We start from the raw sequence: 21,716 nt of genomic DNA on the forward strand, positions 1-21,716 counted from the left end.
GGTCAGTTTAATTGTTAATTATCCTGCATATTCTGCAGGCATTCCTGCTATGACAGCATCAGAAGCTAATGAGCTTTGCATTGCCAGCAGTCCAGTTTTATATAAAAGCATGAAATGCTCGTTAATCATAATAAAATTAGGCATCTTATAGTATGCACAATTTTCCCGTTTGCTAAAATAGGATAAGTTATGTATGTACATGATCAGGAAGAAATTTCAAGTTTTTAAAGCTAATAAAAAAGCGGGAAAAAATCCCGCTTCTGTTGATTATCGACGTAAGCCAAGCTTATTGATTAACTCACGGTAACGTGCAACGTCTTTGTTGCGAAGGTAAGTTAATAGGTTACGGCGCTTACCAACCATTTTCAAAAGACCGCGACGTGAATGGTGGTCTTTCTTGTGAGTACGTAAATGGTCGTTCAAATTGTTGATTTCTTCAGTAAGGACAGCGATTTGAACTTCTGGAGATCCAGTGTCGCTTTCATGAGTTTTGAACTCATTGATTAGCTCATTTTTACGTTCTTTAGTGATTGCCATCCGGTTCACCTCCTAATTTTTCAATCCCCTGTTACTGAGCAAGCGTCGGTGACTCGACTTGCCAAGCAAAGGTTCATTTGGTACGTTACTTAGAATACAACTTTTTATGACAAAAAGCAAGGCTAAACCCTGTTTTTCTCAAAATATTGCTCAGTCAGCTGTTTATCTTTTTCAATTTGCGCAATTAACTCCTGAACGCCAGTAAATTTCCTTTCGCTTCTAAGATGTTTATGCCATTCAACGGTAACCTTCCTGCCATAAATATCTGAAGAGAAATCAAAAATATGGACTTCAACAGATGGCCTGTCCCCTTTTTCCTGATTAAAAGTAGGTTTGTAGCCAACATTGCAGACACCTTCATACCAGCTGCCATCTACTGAGAATCTTACAGCATACACACCAGGCGGGGGAATGATGCTGTCATCAGAAACATCCACATTCGCTGTAGGAAAGCCGATTGTACGGCCTCTCTTATCACCATGGATAACAATTCCTGATGTTTTATAATATCTTCCTAAAAGGCCGGGAAGCTCAAGCGTTTTCCCTTCACGGATATATTTCCTTATTAGCGTAGAGCTGATTTTTTCGTCTTCTTTTGCCAGTTTAGCAACGACTGAATAATCAAATTGATCCCTCGAATGGAACAGCAATGTTTCCATTGTGCCGCGCCCCATCCGTCCATAGGAATAATCAAAGCCTGCCACGACGTGCTTGGCATTAAGACCAATCAGGTATTGGTCCACAAACTCCTGCGGCAGAAGATTAGCAAATTCCCTTGTAAAATTGATAACAAATAAATAATCTATGCCGAATTCAGCCATGATAGAAATTTTATCCTCAAGGGGCGTAATATACTCCACATGCTGAACGCTTTTCCCCAAAACCACCGAGGGATGCGGGTCAAATGTCATGACAGCACTTTTTAATCCTTTTTGTTCAGCTATTGATTTTGCTTCACGGATGACTTTCTGATGACCCAGATGAACACCATCAAAATATCCAAGTGCTATTGCCAATTCGGGCATTTCGTTTCTATCCATTCGATGGGGATGATGTATATGAATAACTTCCATATTAATATTTCACCTTTTCTCTACAGAGCCTGGACCTATATAAATGCACAGCTTTTTAACGAGTGCTTATTGATCATTCCTTAACACCTTTACTGGCTTCATTAACCCTGGTTTGCGGGGGTGATGCTCATAAATTGCCAGCACAAGACCTTCTTTTTCCTCTACTGCAATTGGGCCTTTAGTGTCGAGTAAATGATCAGGGATAGTTAATACAGCCCCATTTTTTACTTTCTCTGCTACTTTATCACTTATTTGAAATTTCGGCAAATGAGAAAGCGCGGCTTCCATAGGTCGAAGAACCTCGGCCATTGTCCCCTTTTCGGCCCTGTCTTCTATTTCTTCAAATGTCAGGCAATCATCAAGTGTCAGTGAGGCAGACTGGATTCTTACCAGATCAGACATATGGGCGGGGTATCCCAGTTCACAGCCAATCATGACCGCAAGCGTTCGGATGTATGTACCTTTGCTGCAGGCTACACGGAAACGGAAGGTAATATTCTCCCCCTCTAACATCTCTCTGTCATCGAGAAGTTCGATTGAGTAGATAGTAACTTTCCTGGACGGCCGTTCCACTTCTATTCCCTGTCTTGCATATTCATAGAGGCGCTTCCCATTTACCTTTACTGCTGAATACATGGGGGGAGTCTGTGTAATTTCCCCGGTCAGGCTTTGAAGTACTTTCATCACCTGACTTCTGGAAATAGCCGCTGCAACATCTTTCCTCTCCACGACTTCACCTGATGCATCTTCTGTTGTCGTAGAAAAACCTATTGTGACTTCTCCCTCATAAGATTTCCCTGCATCTGTTATGTATTCAGCCACCTTCGTTGCCCTCCCAAGGCAGATTGGAAGTACTCCTGTCACATCAGGGTCCAATGTACCGGTATGGCCGATTTTTTTCATTCGCAAAATCTTCCGCAGCCTGAAAACACAATCATGGGATGTCATTCCCTTAGGTTTAAAAAGCGGCAAAATCCCTTCCATTTTATGTACCACCTTGTCTATTTGTGTTTAGAAAAAAATGGATAGACAAAGTGTCTATCCATTCCATTATTCTTCTTCTTTGGAGCGCTCCTCATCTTTGGAACGGCCTTCGTCCTGAATTTGATGGAGCAATGATTCAATACGGTTCCCGTAGTCGATTGATTCATCAAATTCGAAGAGAATTTCCGGTGTTTTCCGCAGCCGGATTCGCTGGCCGATTTCAGATCGGATAAAGCCTTTTGCTTTAGCCAGCCCGCGAAGCGTATTTTCCCTCTGTTCCTCATCACCCAGAACAGAGATAAACACGGTTGCCTGCTGGAGGTCCCCGGTAACTTGAACATCAGTGACTGTTACAAAACCAACCCGCGGATCCTTGATTTTTCGGCTGATGATTTCGCCCAGTTCTTTTTTCATTTGTTCTCCAACTCGATTTGCTCTAAGGCTCATTCTATATCACCTCTTCTTAAAGCCACTCTAAATCTGTAATTGTCCGCTCAATTTCCGGGAACGAATCAATCAATTTCAGCGCATTTTGCAGCTCGTGTTCAGTTGAAACCTGGGTGGACGAAACGGCCACAATGGCAATTTTGGTCCGCTGCCACAGGTCCTGATAGTCCACCTCAGATACAGAAACATTGTATCTTTGTTTCAGCCTGGTTAGAATACGCTGCAAAACAGCCCGTTTTTCTTTCAAAGAATGTGTGTCATAAATGATACATTCACAGGCTGCAAGCCCAATTATCATTAACGTTCCACTTCTTCCATAATATATGCTTCGATAACGTCGCCTTCTTTAACGTCATTGAAATTTTTGATGGTAATACCGCACTCATAGCCTTGGGCTACTTCTTTAGCGTCATCTTTGAATCGCTTAAGAGCGTCAACTTCGCCTTCGAAAATTACAACTCCATCACGGATTAAACGAACGCCGCTGTCACGGGTGATTTTTCCGTCCGTGACATAAGAACCTGCAATTGTACCGATTTTGGAAACTTTGAATGTCTGGCGTACTTCAGCCTGGCCGATGATTTTTTCCTGGAACTCAGGATCAAGCATACCCTGCATCGCCAATTCAATTTCCTCGATTACTTTGTAGATGATGCGGTGCAGGCGGATGTCAACATTTTCTGCATCTGCTGCACGTTTCGCGTTATTGTCAGGGCGTACATTGAATCCAATCACAATAGCATTGAAAGCAGCAGCTAGAGTGATGTCAGACTCGTTAATGGCACCTACACCTGTATGAAGGATACGTACATTAACACCTTCTACATCAATTTTATGAAGAGCAGCAGTCAATGCTTCCGCAGAACCTTGAACGTCCGCTTTCACAACGATGTTTAAGTCTTTCATTTCCCCTTGTTTCATATGTTCAAACAAGTTATCCAGACTTACGCGTGTTTTTTCATTTCTTTGAGCCTGCAATGCCTGCTGGGCACGGGCTTCACCAACCTGGCGGGCTGTCTTTTCATCATCAAGAACAGCGAAGCGGTCACCGGCTTGAGGAACATCATTAAGACCTGTAATTTCAACAGGTGTTGAAGGTCCCGCAGTTTTCACACGGCGGCCAAGATCATTAACCATTGCACGGACACGTCCAAATGAGTTACCGACAACGATTGGGTCTCCTACCTTCAATGTACCGTTCTGCACAAGAAGGGTCGCAACTGAACCGCGTCCTTTGTCAAGCTGTGCTTCGATAACTGTACCAACGGCATTGCGGTCAGGATTTGCTTTGTATTCTTCCACTTCACCTACAAGAAGAATCATTTCAAGCAGTTCATCAATTCCCTCGCCTTTAATAGCTGAGATTGGGACAAATATTGTATCTCCGCCCCATGCCTCAGGAACCAGGCCATGTTCAGTCAATTCCTGCATAACACGGTCAGGATTTGCTGCTTCCTTATCCATTTTGTTAACAGCCACAATGATTGGCACTTCTGCTGCTTTCGCATGGTTAATTGCTTCAACTGTTTGCGGCATAACACCGTCATCAGCTGCTACAACGAGAATTGTGATATCGGTAATTTTCGCACCGCGGGCACGCATAGTTGTGAACGCAGCGTGTCCAGGAGTATCAAGAAACGTAATCTTTTTGCCGTTTTCTTCAACTTGATAAGCTCCGATATGCTGAGTGATTCCGCCTGCTTCTCCCGCTGTTACTTTCGTGTTGCGGATGGAGTCAAGCAATGTTGTTTTACCATGGTCAACGTGTCCCATGATTGTTACAACAGATGGACGTTCCACCAGTTCGGCATTTTCATCTTCTGTGAAGTATACTTCAAGGTCAGTTGTATCAATCAATACCTCTTCTTCTACTTCTACACCATATTCCCCGGCAATCAGCTCAATGGCATCTTTGTCAAGGTCCTGGTTAATGGTTGCCATAACACCAAGCATAAATAGCTTTTTAATGATTTCAGATGGCTCGCGGTGAAGCTTCTTTGCCAGTTCCGCTACAGTTAGTGATTCGCTGAAAGTTATCTTTGAAGGCAGCTCCTTCACTTTTTTAGGAGCTGGGGCCACATGCGTCTGCTGCTGTTTGCCTTTGTTGTTTTTATTCTTATTGTTGTTTCGGTTATTGTTATTGTTTCTATTGTTATTATTGTTTCTGTTGTTGTTATTGCCTCTGTTATTGCCGGAGAAGTTTTTGCCGGACTGGCTGCCCTGTCCCTGGCTTCTGTTTTCACCGGAATTATTCTGAGGCTTGCTTTTAGCAGCTGTGGAATTGCCGGCACTATTATTAGAAGCCGGTTTTTGATTTCCCTGCGGCTTCTGCTGGTTTTGAGGTTTGCTCTGCTTTTGAGCCTGGCTGTCATTCTTGATAAAAATACCGTCAAGCTTCTGGACTGCCGCCGGCTCAATCGTAGTCATATGATTGGAAACCTCAATATTCATGTCTTTTAATTTTGTAATAACATCCTTGCTTGAAATGTTATGTTTTTTCGCATATTCATAAACGCGCATTTTACTCATACTTTCACCCCCGCTAGTATTAATCGAGCAACGTTAACAGCTTTTTTGCAAATCCGGCATCTAACACTGCCACTACAACGCGGGCTTCCTTCCCTATAGCCTTGCCGAGCATTTCCCGGTTTTGAATCAGCTTATATGGAACCCCAAATGATTTACATTTATCTGTAACTTTTTTTGCCGTATTTGCGGATGCATCTGCAGACAGCAAAACAAGCTTTGCTTTGCCGTTTCTGATCTCTTTAACAGCAAGCTCTTCTCCCGAAGTAATTTTCCGTGCCCGATTGGCTAAGCCAAGCAATGACATCCATTGATTTGAGTTCATTTGGATTGCCGTTTCTCCTTCTCAATTAACTCCAAGAGTTCTTCATAGATAGCATCATCTATGGAGACTTCTAAATGATTGGCTAAGATATTCTTCTTCTTTGCTAACAATACTGCTTCCTTTTCTTTGGAAAGATAAGCCCCGCGCCCTGATTTTTTTCCGGTCGGGTCAACAGATACTTCCCCTTCTTTGGAGCGAACGATGCGAACGAGTTCTTTTTTCGGCCTCATTTCACCGGTAGCGACACATTTTCGCAAAGGAACTTTTTTACGATTGTTCACGATCATTCACCTCTTCCCTATTCTTTTTCCTCTAAAAGCTCATCCTGAAAATCGAAGTCTGCATTTTTTTCGTAGTCTTCGTTTTCATAATCATCATTATCAAAGTTCAACAATTTTTCATCCCTCGGATAAATTCCGGCTTCCCGGGCATCTGTCTCCGATTTGATGTCAATTTTCCAGCCTGTAAGCTTGGCTGCAAGTCTTGCATTCTGTCCGCGCTTTCCGATTGCCAGTGAAAGCTGATAATCAGGAACTACAACAGTTGTTGCTTTGTCATCTTCATTTACGATTACATCAAGCACCTTAGAAGGACTTAGTGCATTTGCCACGAATACTACAGGATCTGAAGACCATTTTACAATATCAATTTTTTCGCCCTTTAGCTCATTGACTACCGCCTGTACACGTGTGCCCTTAGGCCCTACACATGAACCTACCGGATCAACTTCTTCATTGTCTGAATGAACCGAGATCTTGGAACGGTCCCCTGCCTCACGCGCAACGGATTTGATTTCTACAGTTCCATCATAGATTTCAGGAACTTCGATTTCAAATAATCTCTTCAGCAGGCCAGGATGGGTTCTGCTTACGAAGATCTGTGGTCCTTTTGTTGTCTTTTCTACTTTTGTAATAAAGACTTTAATGCGGTCATGGGGCTGATAACGCTCATTTGGCATTTGTTCGTTCGCCGGAAGGATCGCTTCAATCTTTCCAAGGCTCACATAGATGAACTTAGGATCTGTACGCTGAACAATTCCCGTCATGATATCTTCTTCACGGTCGATAAATTCAGAATAAATGATACCTCTTTCCGCTTCACGGACACGCTGTGTAACAACCTGTTTAGCCGTCTGGGCAGCGATGCGCCCAAAATCCTTAGGTGTTACTTCCATTTCAACGACATCTTCCACCTGGTAGTTCGGATTGATTTTTTGAGCATCCTCAACAGAGATCTCAAGACGCGGATCAAATACTTCATCCACTACCTCTTTGCGGGCAAAGACTCTCATCGTTCCGTTCCCTAGGTTTAAATCAATGCGCACATTCTGTGCCTGGTTAAAGTTTCTGCGGTAGGCTGACACCAATGCAGCTTCAATGGCTTCGATAATCACATCGCGAGAAATGCCTTTTTCTTTCTCAAGCAATGTCAGAGCATCCAAAAGTTCACTGCTCATGAGATTTATATCCCCCTTTATTTCTCTTATAAAAAATGATCAACTCTAAAGCAGCAATTTGCTTTCTGATTAAGACCAGCAGTGAATTTTGTATTTCAATAGCGCAAGGCGCTTCAGCTTTTCTTAATAAGCAAGCCCGCAATCAGCCGATATTAAAATACAACGGCTAAACGGGCATTCGCTACCTTCTCATAAGGAATTTCAATATTTTTCTTCCTTGTTTTGATTTTCACTTCTACCGTAACGGTCTCACCGTCAAATTGGGTTAACACACCTTCGAACGTCTTTTCACCATCAATTGGCTCGTATGTTTTAATGTAAACATTCTTGCCGACTGCTTTAATAAAATCACTGTCTTTCTTAAGAGGGCGTTCAGCTCCCGGCGATGAAACTTCCAAGAAATAGTTGTATGGAATCGGATCTTCAGCATCAAGCTTTTCGCTTAGCCTTTCACTGACCATTCCGCATTCCTCGATATCAACACCAGTTTCTTTATCAATAAATACGCGAAGGAACCAGTCTTTCCCTTCTTTTACATATTCAATGTCGACTAATTCTAAATTAAGTTCATCCACAATAGGGGTGACCAGTTGTTCCACCGTTTCAGTCACTTTGCTCATTCATATCCCTCCTTTTCCTGGAATCTAAAGCGCTGTTTTTCAATCAATAAATCAGAAATTGGCTCTGCTAAACTTAATTAACATATAGTTTTAACATAGATCCGATATTAAGAAAAAACCGTACACAACACGAAAGAGTGGGTTGCCCCACTCTTCCTTTTGCGAGAGTTATTCTTAGTATTTCCAATAAAACTATACCATAACCAATTTTTTTATGCAAATGGAATAGCTGTCAGCAGAAGGGTTTGGACCAGTCGCTGGTCTTATTTTTAGAATAGAGAAAGCTGGTTTTGTTCCGGAAGGGATTCCAGGCAGCCGTGGTTATCGAGATACTCGATAATCGTCTTCGACACTTTTCCGCGCTGCTGCAGGTCTTCCTTCGATAGGAATTCCCCTTCTCCCCTTGCTTTAACTATATTGAATGCTGCGTTTGTACCCAAACCCGGAATGGAATTAAACGGCGGGATCAAAGAATCTCCATCAATGATAAACTCACTTGCGCTTGAGCGGTATAAGTCCACCTTTTGGAAGTTAAAGCCCCTTTCGTTCATTTCCAGAGCCAATTCCATGACAGTTAGCAGGTTCTTTTCTTTCGTTGAAGCATCAAGTCCCTTTGCATTGATTTCTTCGATGCGCGCACGGATCGCCTGGGATCCTTTAACCATCGCATCCACGTCAAAGTCCTCTGCGCGGACAGTAAAATATGCTGCATAGTAAAGAAGCGGATGGTGCACTTTAAAGTACGCAATCCGGACAGCCATTAATACGTAAGCAGCTGCATGGGCTTTAGGGAACATGTATTTAATCTTTTTGCAGGAATCAATATACCATTCAGGCACTTCATTTTTTCTCATTTCCGCTTCCATCTCATCGCTCAGGCCTTTACCCTTACGGACCGATTCCATAATTTTGAAAGCAAAAGCAGGCTCAAGACCCTGATAGATTAAATAAACCATTATATCATCACGGCAGCCGATTACTTCACTTAGGTTACAAATATTATTATGGATTAATTCCTGGGCATTTCCGAGCCAAACATCTGTACCATGAGAAAGACCTGAAATCTGCACAAGCTCCGAGAAAGTGGTGGGCTTTGTATCTTCGAGCATCTGGCGGACAAATCGTGTACCAAATTCGGGTATGCCAAGCGTTCCGGTTTTACACATGATTTGCTCTTCGGTCACACCAAGGGATTCCGGCCCGCTGAAAATTTTCATTACTTCCGGATCATCTGTGGGAATGGTTTTTGGATCAATTCCGCTCAGGTCCTGAAGCATCCTGATAACGGTCGGATCATCGTGACCCAGTATATCAAGTTTTAATAGATTATCGTGAATGGAATGGAAGTCAAAGTGGGTTGTTTTCCATTCAGATGTCCGGTCATCTGCAGGGAACTGAATAGGCGAAAAGTCGTATATATCCATGTAATCCGGCACAACAATGATACCGCCCGGGTGCTGTCCGGTTGTCCGCTTTACCCCTGTACAGCCTGAAGCCAGCCTGTCAATTTCCGCACCCCTTATTTGCAGATTATTATCGTTCTGGTATGCTTTGACGTAACCATAAGCTGTTTTGTCGGCAACAGTACCGATTGTTCCAGCACGGTATACATAATCCTCCCCGAATAGCACCTTTGTATAATTATGGGCTCTAGGCTGGTATTCCCCTGAGAAGTTCAAGTCAATATCGGGAACCTTATCTCCCTTGAAACCAAGGAACGTTTCGAACGGAATATCATGTCCATCCTTTTTATATTTAGCTCCGCAGCCCGGGCAATCTTTATCAGGCAGGTCGAAGCCGGAGCCCACTGACCCGTCATTGAAAAACTCGGATGTTTTGCATTCCGGGCAAACGTAATGCGGCGGCAGCGGATTTACCTCCGTTATTTCGGTCATCGTCGCAACAAAGGAGGAGCCGACAGATCCACGGGAACCAACCAGATAGCCATCATCCAGTGATTTTTTTACAAGCTTATGAGAGATCAGATAGATAACCGCGAAACCATGTCCGATAATACTCTTAAGTTCTTTTTCAAGACGCGCCTCAACAATCTCAGGAAGCGGATCACCATAGATGCTTCTTGCCATTCCGTAACTCATGCTGCGCATCTCTTTATCTGCGCCTTCAATTTTTGGGGTATATAAATCATCTTTAATCGGCTTTATTTCTTCAATCATATCTGCTATTTTGTTCGTATTCTCTACAACAATTTCCTTCGCTTTGCCTTTGCCGAGAAATGAAAAAGCGTCAAGCATTTCATTGGTAGTCCTGAAATGAACATCAGGAAGCTGATGGCGATTCAGCGGATTCGCTCCTCCCTGTGAATTAACAAGGATTTTCCGGTAGATTTTATCATTTGGATTCAGGTAATGGACATTACCTGTCGCGACTACCGGCAGGCCAAGCTTGTCCCCCAGTTTTACAATATTGCTGATGATTTCTTCCAGGGCTTTTTCATCTCTTACAAGTTCAAGCTCTAAAAGGTGTGCATAAACGGCTTTTGGATGCACTTCAAGATAATCATAGAATTGCGCTGTATCTTCCACTTCGTCCGGAGATTTCTGCATCATGCCTTCAAAAACTTCCCCTTTATCGCATCCGGAACCAACCAGTATTCCTTCACGATGCTTTTGAAGGACTGACCTCGGAATGCGCGGCACTCTGTAAAAGTATTCCATATGCGAGATGGATACGAGTTTAAAGAGGTTTTTCAGACCTGTTTCCGTTTGTGCAAGCAGGGTGCAATGGGCCGGTCTTGCACGCTGATAAGCATTTCCCTGTCCCATATTATCATTGAATTGATCATGAAATTCGATCCCTTTTTCCTCTGCACCTTTTAGCATCTTAAGAAGCAGATAGCCTGTTGCTTCCGCATCATAAATAGCACGGTGATGCTGGGTAAGTTCAACATCGAATTTTTTGGCAAGGGTATTCAGACGGTGATTTTTCATGTCAGGATATAAAAAACGTGCGAGTTCAAGAGTATCTATTACAGGATTAGGCGCCTTGCCAATACCGATTTTTTTATAGCCGACATTCAGGAAGCCCATGTCGAATGAAGCATTATGTGCTACTAAAACAGCATCTCCTGTCCATTCATGGAATTTCTTCAGAACATCTTCCACTTCCGGTGCATTCTCCACCAGATCATCTGTTATTCCAGTCAGATTAATAGTTGTTGCGGATAAAGGGTGATGAGGGTTTGCAAAGGATTCAAACCGATCAATGATTTCACCATCATGAATCTTAACTGCGGCAAGCTCAATAATCTTATCATATACAGCTGATAAGCCGGTTGTCTCAACATCAAAAACAACAAAGGTATCTTCACTAAGCTTGCGATGCGCATCATTATAAGCAATCGGCACACCATCATCCACAAGGTTTGCTTCAATTCCATACAGAATCTTAATATCATTCTTTTTCCCGGCACCATAGGCTTCAGGGAATGACTGAGCAACAGCATGGTCTGTAATGGCTACTGCTTTATGTCCCCATTTCTTCGCCTGGGAAACCAGTGCGCTGACAGATGAAACTGCATCCATTTGGCTCATCGGTGTATGAAGATGAAGTTCAACCCTTTTTTCTTCAGCTGGCGATGTATCCTGCCTTTGGATAGGTTTGATTTCATTAATATCGTTCCCTATCATTACCAGGTCACGGACAAATGTATCGTTTTGAATGCTTCCGCGGACCTTTAGCCACATCCCTTTTTGAATATGCTGGTATAAAGCGGCATCCTCTTTATCCCGAGAAAACATTTTTACTAGAATGGAACTGGTATAATCGGTAATTTTAAAAGTTAAGAGTGTCCGGCCGCTGCGGAGCTCTCTTGTCTCAGCAGCAAACACGTAGCCTTCAATGGCTACTCGGCGTTCTTCATCTACTATATCAATCAATTTGCGATAATCTGCATCGTCTTTAATGGTAAGACCAATTGTAAGCGGCCCCTGAGGTGCTGTGTGATCTGCAGATTCAGCTTCCGCTTCTTTCTTCTGCATCTCGATTGCTGCCTGGAGACCACGCTCCTGGTCTTCTTTTCGTTTGGCCTCCACGAATTTTTCATATTCTTCATTGGAGCCATCTGAGGATACTTCCGTATCAATCGTTAATGCCGGAAAGCCAAAGACTTGAAAAACATGTGAAATAGTGCCGGCATACTTCTTTTTGATAGACAATCCTTCCAATTCATTACGGACTTTTATGATAAGTTTGTTGCCCTGTACAGAAGGAACCTGTTCATTCAGAAGCTTTAAAAGCGGCGGCGCCATGCCATCCATTTCTTTAATGCAGTTATGCCAGTATTCAAGTACAAGCTGTTCAGTAAAATCCTGATTTCTCACAGTGATGCTGTATGAAATTTCTGCGATATGGGAAAATGTTTTTTCCAGCTGATCTGTGAAACGGCTATATACACTGCAAGGCAAAATCTTTGGAAAGGCAAAATAAAAATGCCATTTCCGTGACTGTCTTTCGACTATGACCCTTTCGATTTGGGCATCATGAAAGTGCTGCACAAAGGCATCTTCAGTTAGCTGCATCTGCTGGAGCAAGAGCTGAAATCTAGAAGGTTCGCTCATCTTTCTCTCTCCCATCCAATAATCTTGGTTTCTATTTTTAGTTGAATTTTTTTGATGTATTTTAAAAAACAGACGGACTTAATTATAACATATCGTAGCAGATAGTGATTGAAAAAACGGATTCCATTTTGGAACCCGTTTTTTGAGTCTAAATCAAAGGATTTTGCACATACTTTTTATGCAGGAATACTGCAGCTGCATTAACATTTTACAGGAAAAACCTCTGAATATCGTTCCAAGTGACAACTAGCATTAATAGCATTAAAAGGGCAAAGCCAATAAAATGGACCATTCCCTCTTTATGGCGGTCAATCGGCTTCCCTCTTACAGCCTCAACTGCAAAGAACATTAATCTTCCGCCATCAAGAGCCGGAATTGGAAGAAGGTTCATAATTCCCAGATTTATGCTTAGAATTCCTGCCCATTTCATCAGGTAGAAGATGCCGGATTTGGCTACAGTATCTGTTGAAACATAAATGCCTACCGGGCCAGATAATGCATCAATTGAAAACTGTCCAGTAACAAGCTTGCCAAGCATGACAAAAATTTCTTTCGTCCAGAAATAGGTTTCCTTAGCTCCGTAGGTAATGGCCTTTAATGGAGATTTTTCCATCGGGCTATACACACCTATGATTCCTATTTTTTCACCTTCTACGTCCTGAACCTTTGGTGTAACCGTTATTGTATGTTCCTGGCCGTTTCTTTCCACTAAAAATTCCAGTTCTTCACTTGGATTCTTTCTAATGATTTCCACTACATCTGACCAGCTTGAAATTTCGGCTCCATCCACACTTTGAACCATATCGCCTTCCTTAAGTCCAGCTTCATATGCTGCACCATCTGGTGTCAGCTTGCCAAGTGCAGGTTCATTTGTCGGTATGCCCTGCAATAAGGCTATTAGAACAAAAACGATAAAAGCCAGAACAAAATTCATCATTGGGCCTGCGAAAATCGCCATTGTTCTCTGGCCCAAGGTTTTAGATGCAAATTGACGGTCATACGGAGCAATGAGCGTTTCGGTCCCATCCTCAACCAGTACCGCTGAACGGCTCACTTTGAAAATTTGGATTGACTCATCCTCTTCTCCCTCAACATATCCTTTTATTACAAGGGTATGCTCAATATCAGCATCTTCAACTTCAACGATTCTTGCATCCGGATACTTATCTTTGTTGTTTAATATTATTTTGCTTACTTCCTCGTTTTTATCAAGGATTAATCCAATGCGGTAGCCGGGTTTAATTTCCACCATTTCAGGATCTTCACCGGCCATGCGGACAAATCCGCCAATGGGCAGAAGACGAATCGTGTATACTGTTTCATCTTTTTTAAAGGAAAACACCTTTGGCCCGAATCCAATTGCAAATTCCCGGCAGAGAATTCCTGCCCTTTTTGCAAATATTAAATGTCCGAGTTCATGAAAAAATACCAGTGCCCCGAAAATAACAATAAAGGCTATTACTGTACTCAAGTTTTAACCACCTTTTTTTAGAGGTTGTTCAAATGCCGCTGGCAAGTGCATTACATTAAGAAATCATCTGTTACGCACTCTTCAGCACTTGAACACAAGCTTATAGAAGCGAATTTACATATTTTCTCGTTTCCAAATCTGTCTCCTGAATTTCAATCAGGCTTGGATTTGAGATAATGTCATGGCTGCCCAGTGCTCTTTCGATGAAATCTTCTATTTGCAGAAAGGTAATCTTTCCATCCAGGAATGCAGCAACAGCAGCTTCATTCGCTGCATTTAATACGGCTGGCATTGATCCGCCGGCTTTTCCGGCTTCATAGGCAAATTTCAGACAGCGAAAACGATTATAGTCCATTTCTGCAAAATGAAGCTTGCCGATTTCAGCAAGATTCAGCCGTTTTGCTGTTCGCAGCGGAAGTCTGTCAGGATAAGTTAAAGCATACTGTATAGGTACTCTCATATCCGGGGTGCCAAGCTGTGCGATTACACTGCTGTCTTGATATTCCACCATGGAATGGATAATGCTTTCTTTATGAAGAAGAACATCTATTTTACTGTAATCCATGGAGAAAAGCCAATGCGCTTCAATAACTTCAAGTCCCTTATTCATCATAGTGGCAGAATCGATGGTTATTTTTGCACCCATTGACCAATTCGGATGATTAAGCGCCTCTTCAACAGTCACATTTTCCAGTTCCTTGCGGGAGCGGTCTCTGAAGCTGCCTCCCGAAGCTGTTAAAATGAGTCTTTCAATATTTTTTTCTCTTTCCCCCTGCAGGGATTGAAAAATAGCAGAGTGTTCACTGTCTACAGGAAGGAGCGTTACACCATTTCGCTTTGCTGCTTCCATGACCAGATGGCCGGCTGTCACAAGGGTTTCCTTATTCGCGATGGCGATTGTCTTCTTTTCCTCAATCGCCTGCAGGGTGGGGTTAAGGCCTACACTGCCTAATACAGCATTAACCAGTATTTCTGATTGATCGTAAACGGCAACTTCTATCAAACCTTCATGTCCATATGTAAATGTTATGCCGGGAAACTCCGCTTTAAGAATATCTGCGGAACTTTTTTCTGATAGTGAGACAAGTTCCGGCTGAAAGTCAGAGATAATCTTCCTGGCAAGGTCTATATTCCTGCCTGCAGACAATGCGGCAAGCTTAAATTCCTCGGGGTGCTCCTTAATAATATCGAGGGTCTGTGTGCCAATAGACCCTGTAGCCCCCATCAAACTGATATGTTTCATAGTCTCCTCCTAATAAGAAAAGCGGAAGCGCCTTGCCCACCCCCGACAAGCATAAGACGAGCCTTCCTGAAAGGCGTTCTCTTCATTTCTGGAGGACCGTCTTATGATCTTGAGGTGGCAGGCGCTGGAGCTGGACAATTGTATATTGCTCTTTTAACCAACAGGTTTAAAGCAGGTGGAAAAAGTGGAGCAATGGCAGGACGAATAACAAGCTGTCAAAACGGTCCAGAATTCCGCCATGGCCAGGCAAAATATTTCCTGAGTCTTTTACATTATAATGACGCTTTAATGCTGATTCCACTAAATCCCCTATTTGTCCAAACACGGACAGGATGGCTGTAATTATTAATAGCCCCAGCAGGGACTCATCAATATCTGTAAAGATAATAAATAATACCGCAACTGCAAGCGCACAGGCTACACCGCCAAGCGAACCTTCAACAGTCTTATTCGGGCTGATTTCAGGCCAAAGCTTCTTCTTTCCCAGCGATTTTCCTATAAAGTAGGCACCTGAATCTGTTGCCCAAATAAGGAATAATGCAAAAAAGAGATATGTCAGGCCTTGATCGGCGAAGCGGGTCTCCATAAAATAGTAAAATCCTATGCCAACATAAAAAGTAGACATAATCGAAAAAGCCACATCGTCAAAAGTAAATTTATTTTTTGTTGCGACAGTATACGTTAAGAAAAGAAGCACTCCAAAAAGAGCTACCTCAATTTTTGTATAATTCAAATCATCCAGGATTGATTGAAATTCTTTAGGCAAAAGGAAAATCCACAGTAATAGTAAAGAGATAATGCCTGGAATCGAAAATAAACTTAAATTCCTCATTTTCAATAGTTCATACAGTGCAATGGATGCCAGCAAATATGCCAGGATGATGATTGGCATGCCTCCATAAATAATGATCGGCAGGAGGATTGCTCCAAATATAATGGCTGTGATAATACGCTGTTTCATTCAATTTTCAACACCTTTATTGTACTCCACCAAAACGCCTTTGGCGGCTTTGGAATACTTCGATCGCTTCAAGCATTTGCTCTTCATTGAAATCCGGCCATAAAACATCAGTAAACCAGAATTCTGTGTATGCAAGCTGCCAGAGCATAAAATTGCTTAATCTGATTTCACCGCTTGTGCGTATCAGCAGATCAGGATCCTTCATCCCGCCTGTCATAAGGTAGGATGAGAATTTTTCTTCATTCAATTCATTTTCATCCAGTATACCACTTTTGCAATCATTTAAGACATGCCTGACGGCTTCGAGTATTTCGGCTCTGCTCCCATAATTCAGTGCAAAGTTCAGCACCAGTCCCGTGTTATTTTTTGTCTCTTCCATTGCTTTGGAAACTGCTTTGCGGGTATGGGCAGGCAGATGGTCAAAATAACCTATCATTCTTACTTGTACATTTTCTTCTACCAGCTCAGGCAGAAAAGTGCCCAGAAATTCCTCAGGCAGTTTCATCAGAAAGTCCACTTCCATTTTTGGCCGTTTCCAATTCTCAGTTGAGAATGCATATAAAGTTAGAGTCTTCACTCCAATATCGCTTGCAAACCTGGTGATTTTTCGGACAACCTTCATTCCCTCATGGTGGCCGGCAACTCTTGGAAGCGCTCGTTTTTTAGCCCATCTGCCATTCCCATCCATAATGATGGCAACATGCTCAGGAATATGCAATTCTTTTATTTTTTCAACTCTCTCTCGGAGATCGGAAGAACTGTTTTGGGACTTCCATAACTTCATTTTATCAAACATAAGTCTGCTCCTTTAAAATAGGTTAATCCTCCGATAAAAGACAAAGTGTGAAACTTCAATCAGCCGGGGCTTTTTCACCGCAAATTGATAGTTGATATTCAGTCATAGTATCTTTTAGAGATTATTCTAATGGTAAAATTATGATATTGCCTCTTTCCGCATGATAATATCATACCAAAAATAATTAAATATATCTCTATAAAAGAGTATGTTACCAGAAAGTTAATTCAGATAGGAAACTGCCTTCTTCGCATATTTCAGCTGAGTCGGCGCCTTAACGCCTGAGCAGATTATGTAAGCTCCCAAAGAGTAAAAGAACCCCCTATTGATAGAGGGTTCTAACTATAGAATAAATTAGACTGCAAGGATTTCTTTTTCTTTTTCTTTTGTTAATTCGTCAATCTTGCTGATGTGGTCATCAGTAAGTTTTTGAATATCATCAGAAAAACCGCGGAGATCATCTTCAGTGATCTCTCCATTTTTCTCAAGCTTTTTCAGGTCATCATTGGCATCGCGGCGAACATTTCGGATGGCAACTTTTGCTTCTTCTGATTCTTTTTTAACAACCTTAACAAGCTCTTTACGGCGTTCTTCTGTAAGCTGTGGAATAGCCAGTCTGATTACACTGCCGTCATTTGAGGGATTTAAGCCGATATCAGATTTAAGGATGGCCTTTTCAATTTCTCCAAGAATTGATTTGTCATAAGGAGTTATGACTAAAAGGCGCGCTTCAGGAGCAGACACCCCGGCAAGCTGGTTAACAGGAGTAGGCGCACCGTAGTAATCAACAGTGATGCGATCAAGCAAAGAAGCGTTGGCTTTACCTGCACGGATGCTCGCAAGCTCCCTTGTATAAGCTGAAATCGCTTTAGTCATTCTTTCTTTTGCATCTGCAATAACTTGTTTTGGCATTATTTTTTCCCCCTAACGATTGTTCCAATTGTTTCACCCATTACGGCGCGGTTAATATTTCCTTTTTCCATGATTGAAAATACAATTAACGGAATGTTGTTATCCATGCATAAAGATGATGCTGTAGAATCCATTACAGCCAATCCTTCTTTCAATACATCAAGATAGGAAAGTTCATCGTATTTTTTTGCGTTTTTATCAATGCGGGGATCAGCTGAATAGACCCCATCCACATTGTTTTTCGCCATAAGAATTACTTCTGCTTCAATTTCCGCAGCTCGCAATGCTGCTGTAGTATCAGTGGAGAAGTACGGATTTCCGGTTCCTGCAGCAAAGATCACAACCCGCTTTTTCTCAAGATGGCGGATAGCTCTTCTGCGGATGTACGGTTCAGCAACCTGTCTCATCTCGATTGAGGTTTGAACTCTCGTCTCCACTCCTAGATTCTCGAGGCTATCCTGCAATGCCAATGAGTTCATAACAGTTGCAAGCATACCCATATAGTCGGCATTTGCTCTGTCCATACCCATTTCTTCTCCGATCTTTCCTCGCCAGATGTTTCCGCCGCCGACAACAACAGCAACCTCAACACCTAGTTCAGCCAGATCCTTAACCTGTGCAGCAATTGATTTAATCACTGAAGGATTAATTCCGAAACCTTGCTCTCCTGCTAAAGCTTCTCCACTTAATTTCAAGACCACGCGTTTGAATTTTGGGCTGCTCATAAGAACCTCCATATGTAGTATAAAAAGCTCAAGCGCTTAAATGCGCTATTGCTGCATTTACAATTTTATCTCATTCTTGAAAAACAGGGAACACAAAGTGTTCCCTGAGTCATAGCTTGCTTAATTTCTATTCAAAATTATTTCTTAACTTGGTTCATTACTTCTTCAGCGAAGTTGTCTTCACGCTTTTCGATGCCTTCTCCAACTTCGTAGCGAACGAACTCAAGGATTTTTCCGCCTTTAGATTCAACGAATTTGCCTACTTTTTGATCAGGGTTTTTAACAAAAGCCTGGTCGTTTACGCAAACATCTTCGAAATATTTGCCAAGGCGTCCTTCAACCATCTTAGCAACGATGTTTTCAGGCTTGCCTTCGTTAAGAGCTTGCTGAGTCAATACTTGACGCTCGCGCTCTACTTCGTCCTGTGATACTTCATCACGAGAAACATATTTAGGGTTTAGGGCAGCAATATGCATTGCAACATCTTTCGCTGCATCTTCGTCAGTTGTTCCCTCAAGAACTGTTAACACACCAATGCGTCCGCCCATGTGAAGGTAAGCACCGAAAGCATCGCTGTCAGTTTTTGTTTTGATTTCGAAGCGGCGAAGAGAAAGCTTTTCTCCGATTTTAGCAATCGCACTGTTGATGTGAGATTCTAAAGTTGCACCGTTAGCCATTGTCTGGCCAGCTGCTTCTTCTACAGAAGCCGGCTTGTTAGCAAGCAAATGCTCAGCGATTTCTTTTACAAGAGTTTGGAATCCTTCGTTCTTGGCCACGAAATCTGTTTCAGAGTTTACTTCAAGGATAACAGCTTCGTTTCCGTCAACTTTAACAGAAGTAAGACCTTCCGCAGCAATACGGTCACCTTTCTTAGCAGCTTTAGCGATTCCTTTTTCACGAAGGAAGTCGATTGCTTTTTCCATATCACCATCAGTTTCCTGAAGTGCTTTTTTGCAGTCCATCATGCCTGCGCCTGTTTTTTCACGAAGTTCTTTAACCATTTGAGCAGTAATTGCCATTATGAGATCCTCCTTAATGAGTTATGTAATAATATCTTTACCATTTATAGCTGTATGGAAAACTAAACTTTGCCTTTTCTTTAAAAAAAGGTGATAAAGGGTGCTCCCTCTTATCACCTTCTTTAAATCAAGAAAAAAGGACCTTAGAGCAATACAGCTCCCGCGCTCCAAGGCGCCTCCGCTTTTCTATTAAGCAGTTGTAACTTCTTCACCTTGTTTAGCTTCAAGGATAGCATCTGCCATTTTGCCTGTTAACAATTTAACAGCACGGATAGCATCATCGTTTGCAGGAATTACAACATCAATTTCATCCGGATCACAGTTTGTATCAACGATACCAACGATAGGGATGTTTAATTTATGTGCTTCTGCAACAGCAATACGCTCTTTGCGCGGGTCAATGATGAATAGAGCATCTGGAAGGCTCTTCATGTCTTTGATACCGCCCAAGAACTTCTCTAAGCGCTCTTGCTCTTTCTTCAATTGAACAACTTCTTTTTTAGGAAGAACTTCGAAAGTTCCATCTTCAGACATTCTTTCGATATCCTTTAAACGCGAAATACGCTTTTGGATTGTTTCAAAGTTTGTTAAAGTTCCGCCCAACCAGCGCTGGTTAACATAGTACATACCAGAACGGATAGCTTCTTCTTTAACGGAATCTTGAGCTTGTTTCTTAGTTCCTACGAAAAGGATTGTACCGCCGTTTCCAGCAAGCTCCTTAACGAAGTTGTAAGCTTCTTCTACCTTCTTAACAGTCTTTTGAAGGTCGATGATGTAGATGCCGTTACGCTCAGTGAAGATATATTTCTTCATCTTAGGGTTCCAGCGGCGTGTTTGGTGTCCGAAGTGTACACCAGCTTCAAGCAATTGCTTCATTGAAATTACTGACATTTGTGTTTCCTCCTAATGGTTTTTATTTCCTCCGCCTATATCATTTTCAGCCGGCAACTGCATGTGAACAGCACCATCCGGCTAAATCCATAAGCGTGTGTATTAACACCATTTGTTAATATAGCATAAGTGTTTTTCACAATCAAGCTATTCTTGCTGATTTTGACGAAATTTAAGCATTAACTCGACTTCTGTCTTCCCTTTACCTAATTTTTTGGCAATATCGCCCGCACTCATTCCCTGTTTTTTCAGAATAAATACTTTATCATTTATTGATGAAGGATTCTCTTCCTTAATGGACTGACTGCTATCTGACTGTATGATAGATTCAGTTTCCTTTAAGGATGATAAGCTTTCTTTTTCACTCAATTTATCCTGAGCTTCCCTCAAATTCTGTTTGTAGGCTTTAGATGCCTGGTAGATGGACGCTCTGGCTAATCGCATTGATTTCTCATCTGCTTTAGCTATATCTTGATCATTTTTTCTATTCATATTTACTGGGATACTTTTCTCTTTTATGGCAGGATCGTTTTTCGCATTGATCTGTGAAAATTTGCTTATAAAATCGTCGTTTTCTTCTTTCATTTGAATAAGGTACGACGATATAACCTCTTCCATTTCAACAAGCACTTTTTCCTGTCTTTTCTCTGTATGCATTAGTTTATTCTGACGCAAATAAAGCAGAATAATGGCTAATAAGGCTATAATATTTAATAGCAGGCTTATAGCTAATAGAAAAGCTGTCATGATATCCCTCTATCCGCTGTAGTCAATAACCTTCCCTTTGTAAGGATGGTTCTGTCTGTCATTGCTGTCTTTTTTCCGATTTTCTGTCCGATCATGTCCCCCGGCCTCTTTTTGTCTTTCGCTGTCATCATTGCCAAGATTGACATTTTGTTTATGCTCCTGTTTTATTACAGTTTTCCGCTGTTTTTCAGCATTTTCCTCTGTACTGTCGGCAGCAAACCCGCTGATTGTCTGTCCTCTCTGCTGAAGCTGGTCCTGAATTTTACCTGCTTCGAACGTTCTGGGAAGTGCTATCTGCAGTTCTATTGATTTCAAACTCATCCCAGATCACATCCTTGATAACGTCTCACTTCTTATTTTCACTTGCCAGATCTTCATTTTTTTCCTTTGCAGAAAGAAATGG

Annotated in this window: 21 protein-coding genes; all 21 read right to left on the reverse strand. The window is 42.0% G+C overall.

What is annotated here, in order from left to right:
- Positions 1 to 267 precede the first annotated feature (267 nt).
- Entirely contained in the window at positions 268 to 537 is a 270-nt protein-coding gene (gene rpsO / locus BFI01S_RS01495; RefSeq protein WP_009330698.1) for a 30S ribosomal protein S15, read from the reverse strand.
- A gap of 122 nt (positions 538 to 659) precedes the next feature.
- On the reverse strand, positions 660 to 1,610 hold the full coding sequence (gene ribF, locus BFI01S_RS01500; RefSeq protein ID WP_061791028.1) for a bifunctional riboflavin kinase/FAD synthetase: 951 nt from the start codon (positions 1,608 to 1,610) through the stop codon (positions 660 to 662).
- Positions 1,611 to 1,676: 66 nt separating this feature from the next.
- Positions 1,677 to 2,594, reverse strand: coding sequence for a tRNA pseudouridine(55) synthase TruB (gene truB / locus BFI01S_RS01505; RefSeq protein ID WP_061791029.1), 918 nt, complete (start codon positions 2,592 to 2,594; stop codon positions 1,677 to 1,679).
- Positions 2,595 to 2,660: 66 nt separating this feature from the next.
- Complete coding sequence (gene rbfA / locus BFI01S_RS01510) at positions 2,661 to 3,041, reverse strand: 30S ribosome-binding factor RbfA (RefSeq protein ID WP_035329043.1); 381 nt, start codon at positions 3,039 to 3,041, stop codon at positions 2,661 to 2,663.
- Positions 3,042 to 3,057: 16 nt separating this feature from the next.
- On the reverse strand, positions 3,058 to 3,339 hold the full coding sequence (locus BFI01S_RS01515; protein ID WP_061791030.1) for a DUF503 domain-containing protein: 282 nt from the start codon (positions 3,337 to 3,339) through the stop codon (positions 3,058 to 3,060).
- Positions 3,339 to 5,570, reverse strand: coding sequence for a translation initiation factor IF-2 (gene infB, locus BFI01S_RS01520; protein ID WP_061791031.1), 2,232 nt, complete (start codon positions 5,568 to 5,570; stop codon positions 3,339 to 3,341). The genes BFI01S_RS01515 and infB overlap by 1 nt, the downstream gene beginning before the upstream one ends.
- Before the next feature lie 19 nt (positions 5,571 to 5,589).
- Positions 5,590 to 5,892, reverse strand: a complete 303-nt coding sequence (locus BFI01S_RS01525) for a YlxQ family RNA-binding protein (protein WP_009330704.1) — start codon at positions 5,890 to 5,892, stop codon at positions 5,590 to 5,592.
- Entirely contained in the window at positions 5,889 to 6,173 is a 285-nt protein-coding gene (gene rnpM, locus BFI01S_RS01530) for an RNase P modulator RnpM (RefSeq protein WP_009330705.1), read from the reverse strand. Before rnpM ends, BFI01S_RS01525 begins: the two co-directional genes overlap by 4 nt.
- Positions 6,174 to 6,190: 17 nt before the next feature.
- Positions 6,191 to 7,348 (reverse strand): transcription termination factor NusA, encoded by a 1,158-nt coding sequence (gene nusA, locus BFI01S_RS01535; RefSeq protein WP_061791032.1) that lies wholly within the window; start codon positions 7,346 to 7,348, stop codon positions 6,191 to 6,193.
- Between the two features lie 152 nt (positions 7,349 to 7,500).
- Positions 7,501 to 7,968: a ribosome maturation factor RimP gene (rimP, locus tag BFI01S_RS01540; RefSeq protein ID WP_048008989.1), complete on the reverse strand. Its 468-nt coding sequence runs from the start codon at positions 7,966 to 7,968 to the stop codon at positions 7,501 to 7,503.
- Positions 7,969 to 8,237: 269 nt separating this feature from the next.
- Positions 8,238 to 12,548 carry a PolC-type DNA polymerase III gene (locus BFI01S_RS01545; RefSeq protein ID WP_115596720.1) on the reverse strand — a complete coding sequence of 1,437 codons (4,311 nt, stop codon included), beginning with the start codon at positions 12,546 to 12,548 and terminating at the stop codon, positions 8,238 to 8,240.
- Between the two features lie 208 nt (positions 12,549 to 12,756).
- Positions 12,757 to 14,019 carry an RIP metalloprotease RseP gene (gene rseP, locus BFI01S_RS01550; protein ID WP_061791034.1) on the reverse strand — a complete coding sequence of 421 codons (1,263 nt, stop codon included), beginning with the start codon at positions 14,017 to 14,019 and terminating at the stop codon, positions 12,757 to 12,759.
- A 100-nt stretch (positions 14,020 to 14,119) separates the two neighbouring features.
- Entirely contained in the window at positions 14,120 to 15,262 is a 1,143-nt protein-coding gene (locus BFI01S_RS01555) for a 1-deoxy-D-xylulose-5-phosphate reductoisomerase (RefSeq protein ID WP_061791035.1), read from the reverse strand.
- Positions 15,263 to 15,428: 166 nt separating this feature from the next.
- Positions 15,429 to 16,223, reverse strand: coding sequence for a phosphatidate cytidylyltransferase (locus BFI01S_RS01560; protein WP_061791036.1), 795 nt, complete (start codon positions 16,221 to 16,223; stop codon positions 15,429 to 15,431).
- Between the two features lie 16 nt (positions 16,224 to 16,239).
- Entirely contained in the window at positions 16,240 to 17,019 is a 780-nt protein-coding gene (gene uppS, locus BFI01S_RS01565) for an undecaprenyl pyrophosphate synthase (protein ID WP_061791037.1), read from the reverse strand.
- 354 nt (positions 17,020 to 17,373) lie between these two features.
- Positions 17,374 to 17,931, reverse strand: coding sequence for a ribosome recycling factor (frr, locus tag BFI01S_RS01570; protein WP_061791038.1), 558 nt, complete (start codon positions 17,929 to 17,931; stop codon positions 17,374 to 17,376).
- Positions 17,931 to 18,656: a UMP kinase gene (gene pyrH / locus BFI01S_RS01575; RefSeq protein ID WP_035329014.1), complete on the reverse strand. Its 726-nt coding sequence runs from the start codon at positions 18,654 to 18,656 to the stop codon at positions 17,931 to 17,933. Before pyrH ends, frr begins: the two co-directional genes overlap by 1 nt.
- Before the next feature lie 137 nt (positions 18,657 to 18,793).
- Positions 18,794 to 19,675, reverse strand: a complete 882-nt coding sequence (gene tsf, locus BFI01S_RS01580; RefSeq protein WP_061791039.1) for a translation elongation factor Ts — start codon at positions 19,673 to 19,675, stop codon at positions 18,794 to 18,796.
- A gap of 189 nt (positions 19,676 to 19,864) precedes the next feature.
- Complete coding sequence (rpsB, locus tag BFI01S_RS01585; RefSeq protein ID WP_061791040.1) at positions 19,865 to 20,566, reverse strand: 30S ribosomal protein S2; 702 nt, start codon at positions 20,564 to 20,566, stop codon at positions 19,865 to 19,867.
- Positions 20,567 to 20,713: 147 nt separating this feature from the next.
- Positions 20,714 to 21,313, reverse strand: a complete 600-nt coding sequence (locus BFI01S_RS01590; protein ID WP_061791041.1) for a DUF6115 domain-containing protein — start codon at positions 21,311 to 21,313, stop codon at positions 20,714 to 20,716.
- A 9-nt stretch (positions 21,314 to 21,322) separates the two neighbouring features.
- The gene (locus BFI01S_RS01595) at positions 21,323 to 21,634 is read right to left on the reverse strand and encodes a hypothetical protein (RefSeq protein ID WP_061791042.1); all 312 of its coding nucleotides are present in this window, start codon (positions 21,632 to 21,634) and stop codon (positions 21,323 to 21,325) included.
- Between the last annotated feature and the right edge of the window lie 82 nt (positions 21,635 to 21,716).

This window comes from Cytobacillus firmus NBRC 15306, assembly GCF_001591465.1.
Classification (GTDB): domain Bacteria; phylum Bacillota; class Bacilli; order Bacillales; family Cytobacillaceae; genus Cytobacillus; species Cytobacillus firmus.

What these genes read in the sequence shown, in the direction of transcription:
- BFI01S_RS01525 (WP_009330704.1), bottom strand. Translation starts at nt 5,892, where the DNA reads ATGAACTCAAATCAATGGATGTCATTGCTTGGCTTAGCCAATCGGGCA.
- frr (WP_061791038.1), bottom strand. Translation starts at nt 17,931, where the DNA reads ATGCCAAAACAAGTTATTGCAGATGCAAAAGAAAGAATGACTAAAGCG.
- rbfA (WP_035329043.1), bottom strand. Translation starts at nt 3,041, where the DNA reads ATGAGCCTTAGAGCAAATCGAGTTGGAGAACAAATGAAAAAAGAACTG.
- BFI01S_RS01555 (WP_061791035.1), bottom strand. Translation starts at nt 15,262, where the DNA reads ATGAAACATATCAGTTTGATGGGGGCTACAGGGTCTATTGGCACACAG.
- rimP (WP_048008989.1), bottom strand. Translation starts at nt 7,968, where the DNA reads ATGAGCAAAGTGACTGAAACGGTGGAACAACTGGTCACCCCTATTGTG.
- pyrH (WP_035329014.1), bottom strand. Translation starts at nt 18,656, where the DNA reads ATGAGCAGCCCAAAATTCAAACGCGTGGTCTTGAAATTAAGTGGAGAA.
- BFI01S_RS01560 (WP_061791036.1), bottom strand. Translation starts at nt 16,223, where the DNA reads ATGAAACAGCGTATTATCACAGCCATTATATTTGGAGCAATCCTCCTG.
- BFI01S_RS01595 (WP_061791042.1), bottom strand. Translation starts at nt 21,634, where the DNA reads ATGAGTTTGAAATCAATAGAACTGCAGATAGCACTTCCCAGAACGTTC.
- BFI01S_RS01590 (WP_061791041.1), bottom strand. Translation starts at nt 21,313, where the DNA reads ATGACAGCTTTTCTATTAGCTATAAGCCTGCTATTAAATATTATAGCC.
- nusA (WP_061791032.1), bottom strand. Translation starts at nt 7,348, where the DNA reads ATGAGCAGTGAACTTTTGGATGCTCTGACATTGCTTGAGAAAGAAAAA.
- infB (WP_061791031.1), bottom strand. Translation starts at nt 5,570, where the DNA reads ATGAGTAAAATGCGCGTTTATGAATATGCGAAAAAACATAACATTTCA.
- uppS (WP_061791037.1), bottom strand. Translation starts at nt 17,019, where the DNA reads ATGTTTGATAAAATGAAGTTATGGAAGTCCCAAAACAGTTCTTCCGAT.
- truB (WP_061791029.1), bottom strand. Translation starts at nt 2,594, where the DNA reads ATGGAAGGGATTTTGCCGCTTTTTAAACCTAAGGGAATGACATCCCAT.
- BFI01S_RS01545 (WP_115596720.1), bottom strand. Translation starts at nt 12,548, where the DNA reads ATGAGCGAACCTTCTAGATTTCAGCTCTTGCTCCAGCAGATGCAGCTA.
- tsf (WP_061791039.1), bottom strand. Translation starts at nt 19,675, where the DNA reads ATGGCAATTACTGCTCAAATGGTTAAAGAACTTCGTGAAAAAACAGGC.
- rpsB (WP_061791040.1), bottom strand. Translation starts at nt 20,566, where the DNA reads ATGTCAGTAATTTCAATGAAGCAATTGCTTGAAGCTGGTGTACACTTC.
- BFI01S_RS01515 (WP_061791030.1), bottom strand. Translation starts at nt 3,339, where the DNA reads ATGATAATTGGGCTTGCAGCCTGTGAATGTATCATTTATGACACACAT.
- ribF (WP_061791028.1), bottom strand. Translation starts at nt 1,610, where the DNA reads ATGGAAGTTATTCATATACATCATCCCCATCGAATGGATAGAAACGAA.
- rpsO (WP_009330698.1), bottom strand. Translation starts at nt 537, where the DNA reads ATGGCAATCACTAAAGAACGTAAAAATGAGCTAATCAATGAGTTCAAA.